General features: G+C 72.4%; 14 protein-coding genes. 11 read left to right on the forward strand and 3 right to left on the reverse strand.

Annotated features, from left to right (window positions below):
* The first annotated feature begins 21 nt into the window (after positions 1–21).
* The gene (locus ACZ60J_RS18590) at positions 22–825 is read left to right on the forward strand and encodes an exodeoxyribonuclease III (protein WP_469683070.1); all 804 of its coding nucleotides are present in this window, start codon (positions 22–24) and stop codon (positions 823–825) included.
* On the opposite strand, the gene ACZ60J_RS18595 is transcribed toward ACZ60J_RS18590, so the two are convergent.
* Positions 807–1535 carry a MerR family transcriptional regulator gene (locus ACZ60J_RS18595; RefSeq protein ID WP_469683289.1) on the reverse strand — a complete coding sequence of 243 codons (729 nt, stop codon included), beginning with the start codon at positions 1533–1535 and terminating at the stop codon, positions 807–809. The two genes, ACZ60J_RS18590 and ACZ60J_RS18595, sit on opposite strands and share 19 nt — an antisense overlap.
* 154 nt (positions 1536–1689) lie before the next feature.
* Between ACZ60J_RS18595 and ACZ60J_RS18600 the strand changes: the two genes are divergently transcribed.
* The 4 genes from ACZ60J_RS18600 (at position 1690) to ACZ60J_RS18615 (ending at position 5374) form a co-directional block, all read left to right on the forward strand.
* Positions 1690–3297 (forward strand): flavin-containing monooxygenase, encoded by a 1608-nt coding sequence (locus ACZ60J_RS18600; protein ID WP_469683071.1) that lies wholly within the window; start codon positions 1690–1692, stop codon positions 3295–3297.
* Positions 3294–4256 carry an alpha/beta fold hydrolase gene (locus tag ACZ60J_RS18605; protein ID WP_469683072.1) on the forward strand — a complete coding sequence of 321 codons (963 nt, stop codon included), beginning with the start codon at positions 3294–3296 and terminating at the stop codon, positions 4254–4256. The genes ACZ60J_RS18600 and ACZ60J_RS18605 overlap by 4 nt, the downstream gene beginning before the upstream one ends.
* Positions 4253–5137, forward strand: coding sequence for an SDR family oxidoreductase (locus ACZ60J_RS18610; protein ID WP_469683073.1), 885 nt, complete (start codon positions 4253–4255; stop codon positions 5135–5137). Before ACZ60J_RS18605 ends, ACZ60J_RS18610 begins: the two co-directional genes overlap by 4 nt.
* A 78-nt stretch (positions 5138–5215) precedes the next feature.
* On the forward strand, positions 5216–5374 hold the full coding sequence (locus ACZ60J_RS18615) for a hypothetical protein (protein WP_469683074.1): 159 nt from the start codon (positions 5216–5218) through the stop codon (positions 5372–5374).
* A gap of 70 nt (positions 5375–5444) precedes the next feature.
* Here ACZ60J_RS18615 and ACZ60J_RS18620 read toward each other — a convergent pair whose 3' ends face one another.
* Positions 5445–8753 (reverse strand): S41 family peptidase, encoded by a 3309-nt coding sequence (locus ACZ60J_RS18620; RefSeq protein WP_469683076.1) that lies wholly within the window; start codon positions 8751–8753, stop codon positions 5445–5447.
* 210 nt (positions 8754–8963) lie between these two features.
* Here ACZ60J_RS18620 and ACZ60J_RS18625 point away from each other — a divergent pair, with 210 nt between their 5' ends.
* A complete protein-coding gene (locus ACZ60J_RS18625) occupies positions 8964–9554 on the forward strand; it encodes a TetR/AcrR family transcriptional regulator (protein ID WP_469683078.1) in 591 nt (196 codons plus the stop codon).
* Positions 9555–9730: 176 nt separating this feature from the next.
* The gene (locus tag ACZ60J_RS18630) at positions 9731–11941 is read left to right on the forward strand and encodes an MMPL family transporter (protein WP_469683080.1); all 2211 of its coding nucleotides are present in this window, start codon (positions 9731–9733) and stop codon (positions 11939–11941) included.
* Positions 11942–12020: 79 nt separating this feature from the next.
* Here the strand turns inward: ACZ60J_RS18630 and ACZ60J_RS18635 are convergent, their stop codons facing one another.
* The gene (locus ACZ60J_RS18635; protein WP_469683081.1) at positions 12021–12470 is read right to left on the reverse strand and encodes an SsgA family sporulation/cell division regulator; all 450 of its coding nucleotides are present in this window, start codon (positions 12468–12470) and stop codon (positions 12021–12023) included.
* 195 nt (positions 12471–12665) lie between these two features.
* Between ACZ60J_RS18635 and ACZ60J_RS18640 the strand changes: the two genes are divergently transcribed.
* From ACZ60J_RS18640 to ACZ60J_RS18655, 4 genes are read left to right on the forward strand one after another with little or no spacing between them, the layout of a single operon-like run.
* A complete protein-coding gene (locus ACZ60J_RS18640) occupies positions 12666–13724 on the forward strand; it encodes an energy-coupling factor ABC transporter permease (RefSeq protein ID WP_469683082.1) in 1059 nt (352 codons plus the stop codon).
* 1 nt (position 13725) lies between these two features.
* Positions 13726–14487, forward strand: a complete 762-nt coding sequence (gene cbiQ / locus ACZ60J_RS18645; RefSeq protein ID WP_469683084.1) for a cobalt ECF transporter T component CbiQ — start codon at positions 13726–13728, stop codon at positions 14485–14487.
* Complete coding sequence (locus ACZ60J_RS18650) at positions 14475–15251, forward strand: energy-coupling factor ABC transporter ATP-binding protein (protein ID WP_469683085.1); 777 nt, start codon at positions 14475–14477, stop codon at positions 15249–15251. Before cbiQ ends, ACZ60J_RS18650 begins: the two co-directional genes overlap by 13 nt.
* 54 nt (positions 15252–15305) lie before the next feature.
* Positions 15306–16463 (forward strand): serine hydrolase domain-containing protein, encoded by a 1158-nt coding sequence (locus tag ACZ60J_RS18655; protein ID WP_469683086.1) that lies wholly within the window; start codon positions 15306–15308, stop codon positions 16461–16463.
* The last annotated feature ends 32 nt before the right edge of the window (positions 16464–16495 follow it).

Here is a 16495-nt window from a genome sequence, read left to right on the forward strand (position 1 = left end):
CGCTCCGGCTATCGTGCAGGGATGTTCTCTGTGACCTCCGTAAACGTGAATGGAATCCGCGCCGCCGCCAAGAAGGGGTTCTCCCCGTGGCTGGCCGGGTCGGACGCCGACGTCGTCTGCCTGCAGGAAGTGCGGGCCGAGGAGGGGCAGATTCCGGAGGAGGTGCGGTCGCCCGAGGGGTGGCACACCGTGTTCGCGCCGGCCGCCGCCAAGGGGCGGGCCGGGGTCGCGCTCTACACGCGGCGGGAGCCGGAGCGGGTGCAGGTCGGCTTCGGGAGCGACGAGTTCGACAGCAGTGGCCGGTACCTGGAGATCGACCTGCCCGGTGTGACGGTCGCGAGCCTCTACCTGCCCTCCGGGGAGGCCGGGACGGAGAAGCAGGACGAGAAGTACCGGTTCATGGAGGAGTTCCTCGGCTATCTGCAGGAGCTCCGGGCACGGGCCGCCGCGGACGGGCGCGAGGTCGTGGTCTGCGGTGACTGGAACATCTGCCACCAGGAAGCCGACCTGAAGAACTGGAAGACCAACCGGAAGAACGCCGGCTTCCTGCCCGAGGAGCGCGAGTGGCTCGGGAAGGTGTACGACACCGCCGGGTACGTGGACGTGGTGCGCAGCCTGCACCCGGACACCGAGGGGCCGTACTCCTGGTGGTCCTACCGCGGGCGGGCCTTCGACAACGACGCCGGCTGGCGGATCGATCTCCAGGTGGCGACGCCGGGGCTGGCGGCCAAGGCCGTCAAGGCGTTCGTGGAGCGGGCCGAGACGCACCCCGAGCGGTGGTCCGACCACGCTCCCGTGACCGTGGTCTACGAGCTCGGCGTCTGAGGGGGCGAGGCCGGCGAGGGCTCGGGCTCCGGCGCCGGCGGGCGCAGGCGCTCCATGGCCATCGTGAGTTCGGCCTCGACCACGCTCTTGGCCAGGGGGCGCAGCCGCGGGACGGCTTCCTCCGAGATGTGGGTGGAGATGAGCTCCGCGAACAGGGCCGCCATCGCGTCCGCGTGCTCGCGCACCCGGCGGCCCGCCTCCAGGACGGCCGAGAGCGGTACGCCCTCGCGGACCAGGGCGGAGGAGACGTCCAGGAGCCGGCGGCTGACGTGGACGATCTCCTCGCCGTCGGTGGCGAGGTAGCCGAGGTCGAGCGAGGCCGCCAGGTTCTCCGGGGTGACCTCGCCCTCGAAGTAGTCGGCGAGCGCCTCGGGCGTCAGGCGGACCGGGGTCTCCTCGGACCGGTCGATGCCGAGCAGCTCGCCCAGCTGGCCGACGTCGCGGCCGTTCTCGAAGGCGACGGTCAGCTCTGCTATCCCGCCGAGGGTGTGGCCGCGCTCCAGCAGGGCGGCGATGGTGCGCAGCCGGGCCAGGTGCTGGTCGTCGTACCAGGCGATGCGGCCCTCGCGGCGCGGTGGCGGCAGGAGTTTGCGCTCGCGGTAGAAGCGCAGGGTGCGTACGGGAATGCCGGCGGCCTCGGCCAGCTCTTCCGTGCGGTATTCGCGCACTGTGGTCCCTGCTCCCGCGGTATGGGCTGCGTCCTGCGTCACGTCGTGCACGTGCGCAGCCTAGGGCGTACTCCGGGTAACTTTCCCGGCGCAACCCCTACCCATGAGTACGGGGCTGCTCTACTCTCCCGATTGTGCCAGTGATTGCTGGCAGCATCTGGATCTGCATCCTTAGGCGGCGGGCATGGGTGACGGTATGAACGGTGAACGCGAACACGTGCGCGTGGCGGTGATCGGGTCCGGGTTCGGCGGGCTGGGCGCCGCGGTGCGGCTGCGGCGCGAGGGGATCACGGACTTCGTCATCCTGGAGCGCGCCGATTCCGTCGGCGGCACCTGGCGGGACAACAACTATCCCGGGTGCGCCTGCGACGTGCCCTCCCACCTGTACTCCTTCTCCTTCGCTCCCAATCCCGACTGGCCCCGCACGTTCTCCGGGCAGCCCGCGATCAGGGAGTACCTGGAGCACGTGGCCGACACCTTCGGGCTGCGCCGCCACATCCGGCTGAACCACGAAGTCCTGATGATGCGGTGGGACGCGGACGCCATGCGCTGGGAGATCGAGACCTCGGCCGGGGAGTTCACCGCCGACGTGGTCGTCTCCGCCACCGGGCCGCTGTCGGACCCGAAGATGCCGGACGTGCCCGGACTCGCCGGCTTCCCCGGCAAGGTCTTCCACTCGGCCCGCTGGGACCACGACTACGACCTGCGCGGCAAGCGCGTCGCGATGATCGGTACGGGCGCCTCCGCCATCCAGATCGTGCCCGCCATCGCGCCCGAGGTGGACCGGCTCACCCTCTTCCAGCGCACCCCGCCGTGGGTGATGCCGCGCACCGACCGGGCGATCACCTCGGTGGAGCGCTGGCTGCACCGCCAGCTGCCCTTCACCCGGGCGGCCCGCCGCGGACTGCTGTGGGGGATCCGGGAGCTCCAGGTCAGCGCCTTCACCAAGCGGCCCAACCAGCTCGGGCTGATCGAGTCCCTGGCCAAGGCGAACATGGCGCGCTCGATCAAGGACCCGGAGCTGCGGGCCAAGCTGACGCCCTCGTACCGCATCGGCTGCAAGCGGATCCTGCTGTCGAGCGAGTACTACCCGGCGCTCGCCCGGCCCAACGTGGACCTCGTGGCCTCCGGGCTGAAGGAGATCCGGGGATCGGTGCTGGTCGCGGCCGACGGGACCGAGACCGAGGTCGACGCGATCGTCTTCGGCACCGGCTTCCACGTCACGGACATGCCGATCGCCGACCGGGTGGTGGGCGTGGACGGCAAGACCCTCGCGGAGGTGTGGAAGGACGGGATGCAGTCCCTGCGCGGGGCCACCGCGGCGGGCTTCCCGAACTGGATGACGATCATCGGGCCGAACACCGGGCTCGGGAACAGCTCGATGATCCTGATGATCGAATCGCAGCTGAACTACATGGCGGACTACATGCGCCAGCTGGGCGTGCTGGGGGGTAAGGTCGCCCTCGCCGCGCGGCCGTCCGCGGTCAACGCCTGGAACCGGCAGGTCCAGACCCGCATGGAGCGGACCGTGTGGAACACCGGCGGCTGCACCAGCTGGTACCTGGACGCGCAGGGCCGCAACACCACGGTCTGGCCGGGCACCACCGGGGAGTTCCGCAAGGAGACCCTGGGCGTGGACCTGAGCGAGTACGAGGTCGTACGGGGCGCTCCGCGCGAGCGGGTGCCGGTGGCTGCGGCTGGTGGGCCCGGCGCGAAGCGCGGCCGGGGCCGGGCGGATGCGGCGCCGTCGCCGGACGCCCCGGCCGGCGGGGCCGGATCCGCGGAGCAGGAGGGGGCCGCGTGAGCCGGCTGACGCACGTGACCGCCGGGCCGTACGCACCGCCCGCCGCCCGGCGGGAGCTGGTCGCCACCTCCGCCGACGGTGCGCGTCTGCACGTCGAGGTGCACGGCGAGGACGGGGCGCCGACCGTCGTGCTCGCGCACGGCTGGACCTGCTCCACCGCCTTCTGGGCCGCGCAGATCCGGGCCCTGTCCACCACCGGGCACCGGGTCGTCGCCTACGACCAGCGGGGCCACGGGCGCAGCCCCGCCGGCCTCGTGTCCGGCTACGGCACCGAAGCCCTCGCCGACGACCTGGTCGCGGTCCTCGGGGCGACCCTCGACCCCGGCGAGAAGGCCGTCGTCGCGGGCCACTCCATGGGCGGGATGACCGTCATGGCGGCCGCCGCCCGGCCGGAGTTCGCCCGGTACGTCGCCGCCGCGCTGCTGTGCAGCACCGGCAGCGGCCGGCTGGTCGAGGAGGCGCAGGTCCTGCCGTGGCGCCCCGGCCGCGCGAGGACCCGTATCACCGGGGCGGTCCTGGGATCCCGGGCCCCGCTCGGGCCCGTCACCCCCGTCGCCCGCAGGGTGCTGAAGTACGCCACGATGGGCCCCGGCTCTGCGCCCGACAAGGTCGAGGCCTGCGCGCGGATCGTGCACGCCTGCCCCACCCCGGTGCGGCACGCCTGGTCCGGGGTGCTGGCCTCCCTGGACCTCGATGCGCAGCTGGCCGCGCTCACCGTGCCCACCGCCGTCATCGGCGGCAAGAACGACCGGCTGACGCCGATCGTGCACGCCCGGGGGCTGGCTGCCGCGCTGCCGAACTGCGTGGGGCTCACCGAACTGACCGGGGTGGGGCACATGAGCCCGATCGAGGCCCCGGAGGCCGTCACCACCGCCGTGCGCGAGCTCGCCGCGGTGTACGTCAGCCGGTCCGAGGAACGTGTCGACGCTGCCGAACCCGCAAAGGAGAAGACCTCGTGAGTGCTCACAGGAGTCTGGAAGGACAGGTCGCCGTCGTCACGGGCGCCGCGCGCGGGGTCGGCGAGCTGCTCGCCCGCAAGCTGTCCGCCCGCGGCGCGAAGGTGGCCCTCGTGGGCCTGGAGCCCGAGGCCCTCAAGGAGGTCTCCGCGCGGCTGCACACCGACAGCGACCACTGGTACGCCGACGTCACCGACCACGAGGCCATGGCCCGGGTCGCGCAGGAGGTCAAGCAGCGCTTCGGCAAGGTGGACATTGTCGTCGCCAACGCCGGCGTCGCCTCCGGCGGGCCGTTCGCCGACTCCGACCCCGAGGCCTGGCGCCGGGTCATCGAGGTCAACCTGATCGGCGGCGCGGTCACCGCCCGCGCCTTCCTGCCCGTGCTGATGGAGAGCCGCGGCTACTTCCTGCAGATCGCCTCCCTCGCGGCGATCACCCCGGCGCCGATGATGACCGCCTACTGCGCCTCCAAGTCCGGGGTCGAGGCCTTCGCGCACTGCCTGCGCGCCGAGGTCGGCTACAAGGGGGTCAAGGTGGGCGTCGGCTACCTGTCCTGGACCGACACCGACATGGTGCGCGGCGCCGACCAGGACGAGGTCATGCGCGAACTGCGGCAGCGGCTGCCGTGGCCGTCGAACCAGACGTACCCCCTGGGGCCGGCCGTCGACCGGATCGTGGCGGGCATCGAGCGGCGTTCCGCGCACGTCTACGCGCAGTGGTGGCTGCGCGGCATGCAGGGGATCCGCGGGTACCTGCCCGGGATCATCGCGACCGTCGGACAGCGCGAGATGAAGCGGTTCGAACCGCGACTCGCGAGTGTTTCCAAGGGGCTTGTGGGGGCCGGCGGGGCTGCGGACGAGCAGGAGCGCAGCCAGAGCCACTGACCGGAATGCGCGGAATGTCCACCTGGGCGAGACTGGTCGGGTTCCCCTTACCGAACACCGTTGCAGGAGTGAGGACACATGGGTCTCAGGGACCAGTTCCAGGACAAGGCCAGGGAACTCGCTGAGCGGGCCAAGGCCTCCGGTGCGCAGGACGAGGTGTCCGAGCGCACCGCGCAGGCTGCCGACCAGGCCCAGGACAAGGCGCGCGACGCCTTCGGCGGGACCGCGGAGAAGTAGCCGTACGCGGCAACACGCAGGGGGTGCGACCCGACGTTCCGGGTCGCACCCCCTCTCGCATGCCCTGCGCTCACTCCCGCGGCGGCAGCTTCGGCCGGCGCCGGTCCGGTACGTCCGTGTAGCCGGGCGGTACGGCGGCCGGGTCCTGTTCCAGCAGCTCCAGCGCCAGGTGCACGGCGTCGTCGAGCTGCGCGTGCCGCCCTTCCGCCCAGTCGAGGGGGGTGCGCAGGATCGGCAGGTCGGGTTCCACGCCGTGGTTCTCCACGGACCAGCCGTACTCGGGGAACCAGGCCGCGTTCATCGGCACCGTGATCACCGTGCCGTCGCCGAGGGTGTGCCGGCCGGTCATGCCGACCACCCCGCCCCAGGTGCGCTGGCCGACGACCGGGCCGAGCCCCAGCAGCTTGAAGGCGGCCGTGATCATGTCCCCGTCGGAGGAGGTCGCCTCGTCGGCCAGGGCCACGATCGGGCCCCGGGGTGCGTTGGAGGCGTAGGAGACGGGCTGCGCGTTGCGGGTCAGGTCCCAGCCGAGGATCGAGCGGGTCAGCTTCTCCACCACCAGCTCGCTGATGTGCCCGCCGGCGTTGCCGCGTACGTCCACGAGCAGGGCCGGCTTGGACATCTCGGCGCGCAGGTCGCGGTTGAACTGCGCCCAGCCCGAGCCGCCCATGTCGGGGATGTGCAGGTAGCCGCACTTCCCGCCGCTGACCTCCCGGACCACCTCGCGGCGTTTGGCCACCCAGTCCTGGTAGCGCAGCGGCCGGTCGTCGATGAGGGGGACGACCGCGACCCGGCGCGCTCGGCCCTGTCCCTCGGCGGGTTCGAAGGTGAGCTCCACCGTGGTGCCGCCGGCCGCCGACAGCAGCGGGTAGGGCCCGGTGACCGGGTCCACGGGGCGGCCGTCCACGTGGGTGAGGACCGCGCCCTCGCGGATGCCGGTGCCCGCGAGCGGGGAGCGGGCCTTGGAGTCGGAGGACTCGCCGGGCAGGATCCGGCCGACGACCCAGGCCCCGTCGCGGGGGAAGAGGTTGGCGCCGAGCAGGCCGATGGCCCGCTGGTAGTGCGGAGGCCCTTCGTTGCGGCGGGCCGGGGACACGTACGCGTGCGAGGTGCCGAGCTCGCCGAGCACCTCGCGCATCAGATCGGCGAACTCGTCGGGGGAGGCGACCCGTTCGACGAGGAAGCGGTACTGGCGCAGCACCCCGTCCCAGTCGATGCCGCACATCTTCGGCTCCCAGAAGTAGGCGCGGATCAGCCGCCCCGCCTCCTCGTAGGCCTGGCGCCACTCCGCCGCCGGGTCCACCTCGTGCAGGATGCGCCGCAGGTCCAGGTAGACGGTGGAGTCGCCGTCGCCCGACTCGGTCGCCGGGACCGCCCGCAGGTCGCCGTCCTCGTTGACCACGAGCCGGGTGCCGTCGCCGCTGACCGCGAACCAGTCCAGCCCGGAGGCCAGTTCCGTCTTGCGGGCCTTGGTGAGGTCGAAGTACTCCAGCGTCGGCTTCCCGCTCACGTCGGCCGGATTGGCGAAGGTCTCGCCGAGCGCGCCCGAGATCGGCCAGCGCAGCCACACCAGCCCGCCGCCGCTCACCGGGTAGAGGGCCGAGTACTTGGAGGCCGACACCGGGAAGGGCGTCACCCGGCTCTCCAGTCCCTCCACCTCCACGGTGACCGCGCCGTCGCCCGACTCCGAATCCCCCTCGACGGGGTCGAGTCCGCCCGCCGCCGGGCGGCCGTCGGGGGAGAAGGCGAAGGGGGAGGGGGTGGCCGAGGACAGCGGCACCAGGTACGGGCGGCAGCCCAGCGGGAAGGACAGGTCGCCGGTGTGCACGTCGTAGACGGGGTCGAAACCGCGCCAGGACAGGAAGGCGAGGTAGCGCCCGTCCCGGGTGAAGACGGGGTTCTCGTCCTCGAAGCGGCCGTTGGTGACGTCCACGATCACGGGGGAGCCGGGTCCGGCGATCTTGGCCATCTTGATCTGGCGCAGCGAGCGGCCGATGCCCGGGTGCGACCAGGTCAGCCAGCAGCCGTCGGGGGAGAAGGCGAGGTCGGTGACGGGCCCGTTCTCGGACCGGATCAGCTCGCTGGCCTCCCCGTTGGACTCCTCGGTGGCGTCGATCAGCAGCAGCCGGCCGTCGTTGGAGGCGATCGCGAGCCGCTCCCCGTCCGGATCGGAGAGCAGCTCCAGTACGCGGCCCAGCGCGCCCGAGGCGAGCCGGCGCGGCTCGCGGTCGCCCGAGGCGCGGGGCAGGTAGGCGATCTCGATCGCGTCCTCGCCCTCGGCGTCGGTCACGTACGCCACCTGCCCGCCGCTGCCGAGCATCTCGGGCAGCCGGACCCGTACGCCCGGGGTGTCGGCGATGGTGCGGGCGGGCCCGTCGCGGTGCGTGAGCCAGTACAGGCTGCCGCGCACGACGACGGCGCTGGCCCGCCCGGTGGTGTCCACGGAGAGGGAGTCGACGTGGCTGGCGGCCGGGACCTGGTAGGTGCGGCGGCCGGCGCGGGGTCCGCCGAGGCGGACCTCCAGCTTGCGGGGGGAGGCGCCGGGCGCCAGCGACTCCACGATCCACAGGTCGCCGGCGCACTGGTAGACGATCCGGGTGCCGTCGCTGGAGGCGTGCCGGGCGTAGAACTCCTCGTGGTCGGTGTGCCGGCGCAGGTCGGTGCCGTCGGGCAGGCAGGAGTAGACGTTGCCGATGCCCTCGTGGTCGGAGAGGAAGGCGATCCGGCCGTCCACGAACATCGGCGAGTCGAGGTGCCCCTCGATGCCCTCCAGCAGCCGCTCGCCGTGCAGCCACAGCCGGCCGGTGGCGCCGCCGCGGTAGCGCTTCCACGCGGCGGGCTCGTGCGGGGGCTTGCCGGTCAGCAGCAGGGTGCGGCGCTCGCCCGGCTCCTCCCCGTTCCCGTCGGGACGCGCAGCGTCCTCGTGCACGGCGATGTCGGACACGGGCCCCCAGGGGAGTCGGCCGCCGGGGCTGCCGTCGGTGGGGAGGGCGTACGCCCAGGCGAAGTAGGAGAAGGGCTGGCCGTGCGAGGAGACGGCCAGGATGTCGCTGCGGCCGTCCTTGTCGGGCGGGGTCCAGCCGCAGACCCGGGTGTCGGTGGCTCCCCAGTGGCTGAGGCGGCGCGCCGGGCCGCCCGAGACGGGGGCGAGGTGGATCTCGGGGTCGAGGCTGCGCCAGGTGGTGAAGGCGATGTGCTTGCCGTCGGGGGAGAACCGGGGGTGGCCCACCCGGGTCCGGTCGACGGTGATCCGCCAGGCCCGGCCCGCGGGCTCTCCGGGGGGAACCAGGGGCGCCACCCAGAGGTCGTCCTCGGTGGCGAAGCACAGGAGATCGTCGTGGAGATGGGGGAACCGGAGGTACGCCGCGTCGTGACTCACCCCCCAATGCTTTCCGCGCGGAGGGGGGCTGGCAACTCGTACAGGTGATCCATGCGGCTCCCCGCGGGGGGACGGGGGAGGCCCCGGGTGCGTGACCGACGCCACGCCCCTAGCGAAACGGAACGGTTTCGTTTCGCTTGGTCCCGGGGTATGGTCGATCCGTACGAAACGGTTTCGTTCGCTTGGGCACGGTCGGGAGGAGACGCCGAGATGGTCGAAGAGGTCATGTCGCGCCGCAGCCGGATCACCCCCGAACGCGAAGCCGAACTGCACGGTGCGGTCCTCGACCTCCTCCGCGAGGTCGGCTACGAGGCGCTGACCATGGACGCGGTCGCCGCCCGTACGAAGTCCAGCAAGGCCACCCTCTACCGCCAGTGGGGGAGCAAGCCCGAGCTGGTCGCGAAGGCCCTGCGCTGCACCCAGCCGGTCTCCCTCCGGGAGATCGACACGGGCAGCATCCGCGGGGACTTCGGGGTCATGATCAAGAACTCCGACGACGCCCAGATGGCGAAGGACACCGCGCTGATGCGGGGCCTGACCCATGCGGTGCACGAGAGCCCCGAGCTCCACAAGGCGCTGCGGGACCTGCTGGTCGATCCGGAGATCAACGGTCTGCAGGTGATGCTGCAGAGAGCGGTCGACCGGGGCGAGATCGCCCCGGACTGTCCGGCCCTGGCCTTCGTTCCGCACATGCTCATCGGGGCGTTCATCGCCCTTCCGCTCATCGAGGACCGGCCCGTCGACCGGACCTTCCTCGCCGACTTCATCGACGCCGTGGTCTTCCCCGCCCTCGGCGTCTGATCCCGCCCGGCAGCCCCCTGCCCGGCTGATCACCTGCCCGGCTGCTCACCCGGCAGCCGCCCGCCCGCGCTGTCCCCGCGCTCGATTCCTGCCTGCTCCTGACACGCCGCTCTCGTCGTCGGAACGGCATTCCATGCCCTGACCCATCCCACGACCCGAACGGGAGAACCACCGACGTGGCCACCTTCCTCTACCGACTCGGCAGGGGCGCCTTCCGGCGCCGCCGATTCGTCGCCCTCGTCTGGGTGGCGCTGCTGTTCGTCGCCGGCTTCGGCGCCGCATCGGCGTCCGCACCCACCTCAGGCTCGTTCTCCATACCCGGCACGGAGGCCCAGAGGGCCTTCGACCTGCTGGACCAGCGCTTCCCGGCCATGGCGGCCGACGGCGCCACCGCACGCATCGTGATCAAGGCCCCGGCCGGCGAGAAGGTCGACTCCGCGGCCGTCAAGCCCCAGGTCGAGAAGATCGTCAGCGAGCTGAAGGACGGTCCGGGCAAGGACCAGATCTCCTCGGTCACCAGCCCGTACGAGGCCCAGGCCGTCAGCCAGGACGGTTCCACCGCCTACATCAGCGTCAAGTACAAGGTCAGCGGCATGGAGCTGACGGACGCCACCCGCGAGGCCCTCACCGAGTCCGCCACGGCCGCCAAGGCCGACGGCCTGAACGTCCAGATCGGCGGCGACGCCCTGCAGGCCGTCCCCGAGACGGGCTCCGGCGAGATCATCGGCATCGTGATCGCCGGGATCGTCCTCGTCATCACCTTCGGCTCGCTCGTCGCCGCGGGCCTGCCGCTGCTGACCGCGCTGATCGGCGTGGGCATCGGCATCTCCTCCATCACCGCGCTGGCCAACGTGCTGGACCTCGGCTCCACCACCTCCACCCTCGCGATGATGATCGGCCTCGCCGTCGGCATCGACTACGCCCTCTTCATCGTCTCCCGCTACCGCGCGGAGCTCGCCGAGGGCCGCGAGCGCGACGAAGCCGCGGGCCGGGCCGTCGGAACCGCCGGTTCCGCCGTCGTCTTCGCAGGACTGACCGTGGTCATCGCCCTCGTGGGCCTGGCCGTCGTCAACATCCCGATGCTCAGCAAGATGGGCTTCGCCGCCGCCGGCACCGTGGTCATCGCCGTCCTCGTCGCCCTGACGCTGGTCCCGGCCATGCTCGGTTTCGCCGGCAAGAAGGTGCTGCCCGCCGGCACCAAGTCCCGCCTCTTCGGCAAGGGCAAGCCCGCCGCCGAAGGCGCCGACGCCAAGCCCAACGGCGGCACCCGCTGGGCCCGCTTCGTCCTGCGCCGCCCCGTCATGGTGCTGCTCGCGGGCGTGATCGGCCTCGGCATCATCGCCGTCCCGGCCGGCAAGCTGGAGATGGGCCTGCCGGACGACGGCGCCCAGCCGGTCTCCACCACCCAGCGCCAGGCGTACGACCTGCTCTCCGAGGGCTTCGGCCCCGGCTTCAACGGCCCGCTGATGGTCGTCGTGGACGGGGACAAGGCGCTCGCCGACGCGACGGCCGAGCGGATCAAGGGCCTGGACGGCGTGGCCGCCGTCATGCCGGCCATGCAGAACGAGGCCAAGGACGCCGCCGTCATCACGGTCGTCCCCAAGGACCGCCCGTCCTCCGTGGAGACCGAGGACCTGGTCCACGAGATCCGCGACGGCAGCGACAGCGGCAAGGTGTTCGTCACCGGTGCGACCGCGATGAACATCGACTTCTCGCAGAAGATGAACGACGCGCTGCTGCCCTACCTGGCGCTCGTCGTCGGCCTCGCCTTCCTGCTGCTGATGCTCGTCTTCCGCTCGATCCTGGTCCCGCTCAAGGCGGCGCTCGGCTTCCTGCTCTCGGTGGTCGCCGCCCTCGGCGCCGTCGTGGCGGTCTTCCAGTGGGGCTGGCTCGGCTCGCTCTTCGGGGTGGAGCAGACCGGTCCGATCATGTCGATGATGCCGATCTTCATGGTCGGCGTGGTCTTCGGTCTGGCCATGGACTACGAGGTCTTCCTGGTCACCCGCATGCGTGAGGCGTACGTCCACGGGGAGCGGCCGGGCCAGGCCGTCGTCACCGGGTTCCAGTACAGCGCCCGGGTGGTCGTGGCCGCGGCCGTCATCATGATCGCGGTGTTCTCCGGCTTCATGGGCGCCAGCGACCAGATGGTCAAGATGATCGGCTTCGCCCTGGCGATCGCCGTCTTCTTCGACGCCTTCGTCGTCCGCATGACCATCGTCCCGGCCGTCCTCGCACTGCTCGGCCACAAGGCCTGGTGGCTGCCGAAGTGGCTCGACCGCATCCTGCCGAACGTGGACGTGGAGGGCGAGAGCCTGCGCAAGCACCTCGACGACTCCGCGGACGGCGGCGCCGGTCCCGACAAGGACCGCGAGCTCGCGGGCGTCTGATCCTGCAGAACGCGAGAGAACGGCCCCGCACCGGGTGGTGCGGGGCCGTTCTCGTGGGACCGGGCGGGTCCGGCTGGGCCTAACGGGTGGCCGCGGGCGCGGGCGCGTACGTACGGCGCAGGAAGCGGCGCAGGGCGGCGATGTCGAACTGGACCACCGCGACGCCCTCCGGGGAGTGGAACTCGACGACCGCCTGGACGCGCCCGCAGGGCCAGACGCGTACGTCACCGGTCCCGGTCGGGGCCTGGAGCCCGGCTTCCAGGAGGGCGCGGGGGAAGACCCACTCGTTGTCGGTGCCCTCGGGGGAGAGGTCGGCGGGGAAGACGATCCGTACGGCCAGCGGCTCGGCGGGGACGAAGCGCAGGGCGACCGGGATGGCCCGGTAGAGGGGGTCGTCGGTGATCACTCGGGCGCGCACGCGTTCCTCGACGAAAGCGGCCTCGGCGGAAGGCGCCCCGGCGAGCGGGGCCGTGGCGAACACGGCCCGGGTCGCGGTGGCACCTGCGGATGGATTCTCGGCGGCTGACATCGACAAGACTCCTCGAATCGGAACATTTGCGTCCGTATTTCCCCCAGCCTCGCACATTCCCACGAATCCGCACGGAGCTATTTGTGGCGCCACCGCTCTTGCCAAGCATTCGCAAGAAGGCCCTATTCTTGAACGGTTAAAGACTTTGTCAGGTCAACGGACCGCTCGCCGGACCGCAGGAAGCGGAGCAGAACCATGCATGTGCCCGACGGCTTCATCGATGCCCCCGTCTCCATTGCCGCAGGTGTCGCCGCCGCCGGAGCCGTGGCGGTCAGCCTCCGAGGCGCCCGCCGGGAGCTCGACGAGCGCACCGCGCCGCTCGCCGGCCTCGTCGCCGCCTTCATCTTCGCCGTACAGATGCTCAACTTCCCCGTCGCGGCCGGAACAAGCGGCCACCTCCTGGGAGGCGCGCTCGCCGCGATACTCGTCGGCCCCTATACGGGTGTGCTGTGCGTGTCCGTGGTCCTGCTCATGCAGGGCCTCCTCTTCGCCGACGGCGGCCTGACCGCGCTGGGCGTCAACATCGTCACCATGGGCGTCGTCACCGTGGTCGTCGCCTACGCCGTCTTCCGCGGGCTGGTCCGCCTGCTGCCCGACACCCGCCGCTCGGTCACCGTCGCCGCCTTCGCCGGAGCCCTGCTCTCGGTGCCCGCCGCGGCCGCCTTCTTCACCCTCCTGTACGCCCTCGGCGGCACCACCGACGTCCCGCTGGGCAAGGTCCTCACCGCGATGGTCGGCGTCCACGTCCTCATCGGCATCGGCGAGGCCCTCATCACCGCCGCCACCGTCGGCGCGGTCATCGCCGTCCGCCCCGACCTCGTCTTCGGCGCCCGCGGCCTGTCCGCCCCGCTGAAGCTGCGCGTCGACGGCGCACTGGTCGACGCCCCCGCCGCCGCCCCGGCCGCCGTGCCCGCCGCGGCCCGCTCCACCAAGCCCGTGCTGATCACCGGCCTGGTCGCCGCGCTGGCCCTGGCCGGCATCGTCTCCTTCTACGCCTCCTCCAGCCCGGACGGACTGGAGAAGGTCGCCGCCGACAAGGGCATCGACCAGAAGGTCACCGAGCACGCCGCCGCCGAGTCCCCGCTCGCCGACTACGGCGTCAAGGACGTCTCGAACGCCCGCCTCTCCGGAGGCCTCGCCGGAGTCATCGGCGTCGGCGCGACCGTCCTCGTCGGCACCGGCGTGTTCTGGACCGTGCGCCGCCGCCGCGCCGCCGACCTGACGGCGGCCTCCACGGCCGTACCGACCGCCTGACATGGGAGCCGGGCACGCCCACAAGCTCTACCGTGCCGGGAGCTCGCCGGTCCACGGCCTGCCCCCGCACTGCAAGCTCGCCGCGACCTTCGCCTTCGTGGTCGTCGTCGTGTCCACACCGCGCGAGGCGGTGTGGGCCTTCGGCGCCTACGCCGTCCTCCTCGCCGCCGCCGCGGCCGCGGCCCGGATCCCGGCCGGCTTCCTGCTGCGCCGGCTCCTGATCGAGGTGCCCTTCGTCGCCTTCGCGGTCCTGATGCCCTTCGTGGCCCAGGGCGAGCGGGTGGAGGTCCTCGGCATGTCGCTCAGCGTCTCCGGCCTCTGGGGAGCCTGGAACGTCCTGGCCAAGGGCACCCTCGGCGTGGCCGCGTCCGTGCTCCTGGCCTCCACCACCGAGCTGCGCGCCCTGCTGCTGGGCCTCCAGCGGCTCAAGCTGCCGCCGCTGCTCGTCCAGATCGCCTCCTTCATGATCCGGTACGGGGACGTCATCGGCGACGAGCTGCGCCGGATGTCGATCGCCCGGCGCTCCCGCGGCTTCGAGGCACGCGGGATCCGGCACTGGGGGGTCCTCGCGAAGACCGCCGGAGCCCTGTTCATCCGTTCCTACGAGCGCGGCGAGCGGGTCTACCTCGCGATGGTCAGCCGCGGCTACGCCGGATCGATGCCGGTGATCGACGAGGTGGCGGCCACCCGCACGCAGTGGGCGTACGCGGCCGCCCTCCCGGTGACGGCGCTCGCCGTCTGTCTGATGGGATGGTCCCTGTGAACGAAGCCCCGGCCCCGATCCCGCCCTCGCTGGAAGTCTCCGGCCTCGCCTACGCCTACCCCGACGGCCACCAGGCCCTCTTCGGGGTCGACCTCGCCGTCGGGCGCGGGGAGCGGGTGGCGCTGCTCGGTCCCAACGGCGCAGGCAAGACCACCCTGGTGCTCCACCTCAACGGCATCCTGACCGGCGGCGTCGGCACGGTGAGCGTGGCCGGGCTGCCCGTGGAGAAGCGGAACCTCGCCGAGATCCGCCGCCGGGTCGGCATCGTCTTCCAGGACCCCGACGACCAGCTGTTCATGCCGACCGTCCGGGAGGACGTGGCCTTCGGCCCGGCCGCCGCCGGAATGCGCGGCGCGGAGCTGGAGGAGCGGGTGCGCGAAGCCCTGGAGCAGGTCGGGATGGCCGCCTTCGCGGACCGGCCCCCGCACCACCTGTCCTTCGGGCAGCGCCGCCGGGTCGCTGTGGCGACCGTCCTGGCCATGCGCCCCGAGATCCTCGTCCTGGACGAGCCGTCCTCCAACCTGGACCCGGCCTCGCGCCGCGAGCTCGCGGACATCCTGCGCTCGCTGGACGTCACCGTGCTGATGGTGACGCACGACCTGCCCTACGCACTGGAGCTCTGCCCGCGCTCGGTGATCCTCAGCGAGGGGACCATCGTGGCCGACGGCAAGACCCAGGAAGTGCTCTGCGACGAGGCACTGATGCGGGCGCACCGGCTGGAACTGCCCTTCGGTTTCGACCCGCGCTCCGTCGTGACCGGCTGACCCGGGGACTCCCGGCGACGGCATAACCGCCGGTCGGAGCTTGTTGCACAGGCCGTGGACATCCAAGGTGTGGTGGCGGAGGGCTTCGAGCCCGTCAGGGACGCGTTCGTACGCAACTTCCAGGTGCTCGGGGACCGGGGCGCGGCGGTGTCCGTGTACCGGGACGGGCGCAAGGTCGTCGACCTCTGGGGCGGGACCAAGGACGCCGAAGGCACCGAACCCTGGGCCGAGGACACCGCCCAGATCGTCCGCTCCGCGACCAAGGGCGTGGCCGCGGCCGTACCGCTGCTGCTCCAGCAGCGCGGACTGCTGGACCTGGACGCGCCGGTGAGCTCGTACTGGCCGGAGTTCAAGGCGGGCGGCAAGGAGCGGACCCGGGTCCGCGACCTGCTCGCGCACCGTGCCGGCGTCCCGGCCCTGGACCGCGGGCTGACGGTGGCCGAGGCCGCGGACGGGGTCTCCGGAGCGCGTGCGGTCGCTGCCCAGCGGGCCTTCTGGGAGCCCGGCACCGAGCACGGCTACCACGCGCAGACCTTCAGCTGGCTGCTGTCCGAGCTGGTGCTGCGGGCGACCGGCCGTTCGCTGGGGGGCATCCTGGCCGAGGACATCGCGGAGCCGCTGGGACTGGACTTCTGGATCGGCCTGCCGGAGTCCGAGGAGCACCGGGTGGGGCGGGTGGCGCCGGTCGATCCGCCGGAGAGCGCGGGCACGCTCCGGACCCGGCCGAAGCGGAACGTTTCCGCGGCCTACGCCGATCCGGAATCCCTCACCCGCCGCGCCTTCGCGGCCATCGACCCCCTGCCCGACGAGAACGACCCCGCCTACCGGGCGGCCGAGCTGCCGGCCTCCGCGGGCATCGGCACCGCCCGCGCCCTGGCCCGCTTCTACGCGGCCACCATCGGCGTGGTGGAGGACGGCGCGCGGATCTTCACCCCGGCCACCACCGCGCTGGCCGGCAAGGAGCTCTCCTCGGGACCCGACCGGGTGCTCGTGGTCAACACGCGCTTCGGCCCCGGCTACATGCTGCACGGCCCCGCGTCCCCGCTGCTGTCCCCGGCCTCCTTCGGGCACCCGGGCCGCGGCGGCTCGCTGGCCTTCGCGGACCCGGAGGCGGGCATCGGCTTCGGCTACGTCACCAACGCCCACGCCAAGTCGGTCACCGCGGACCCGCGCGCCCAGGCCCTGGTCCGGGCCCTCCGCTCGGCGCTGTAGCGCGCCGCCGACACGGCCCCGGGGCGGCCCGG

Source organism: Streptomyces sp. NPDC104226, from assembly GCF_055584085.1.

Excerpts from the sequence above, each read along its gene's own strand:
- ACZ60J_RS18590 (WP_469683070.1), top strand. The coding sequence starts at position 22 with ATGTTCTCTGTGACCTCCGTAAACGTGAATGGAATCCGCGCCGCCGCC.
- ACZ60J_RS18600 (WP_469683071.1), top strand. The coding sequence starts at position 1,690 with ATGAACGGTGAACGCGAACACGTGCGCGTGGCGGTGATCGGGTCCGGG.
- ACZ60J_RS18615 (WP_469683074.1), top strand. The coding sequence starts at position 5,216 with ATGGGTCTCAGGGACCAGTTCCAGGACAAGGCCAGGGAACTCGCTGAG.
- ACZ60J_RS18625 (WP_469683078.1), top strand. The coding sequence starts at position 8,964 with ATGGTCGAAGAGGTCATGTCGCGCCGCAGCCGGATCACCCCCGAACGC.
- ACZ60J_RS18635 (WP_469683081.1), bottom strand. The coding sequence starts at position 12,470 with ATGTCAGCCGCCGAGAATCCATCCGCAGGTGCCACCGCGACCCGGGCC.
- ACZ60J_RS18640 (WP_469683082.1), top strand. The coding sequence starts at position 12,666 with ATGCATGTGCCCGACGGCTTCATCGATGCCCCCGTCTCCATTGCCGCA.
- cbiQ (WP_469683084.1), top strand. The coding sequence starts at position 13,726 with ATGGGAGCCGGGCACGCCCACAAGCTCTACCGTGCCGGGAGCTCGCCG.
- ACZ60J_RS18650 (WP_469683085.1), top strand. The coding sequence starts at position 14,475 with ATGGTCCCTGTGAACGAAGCCCCGGCCCCGATCCCGCCCTCGCTGGAA.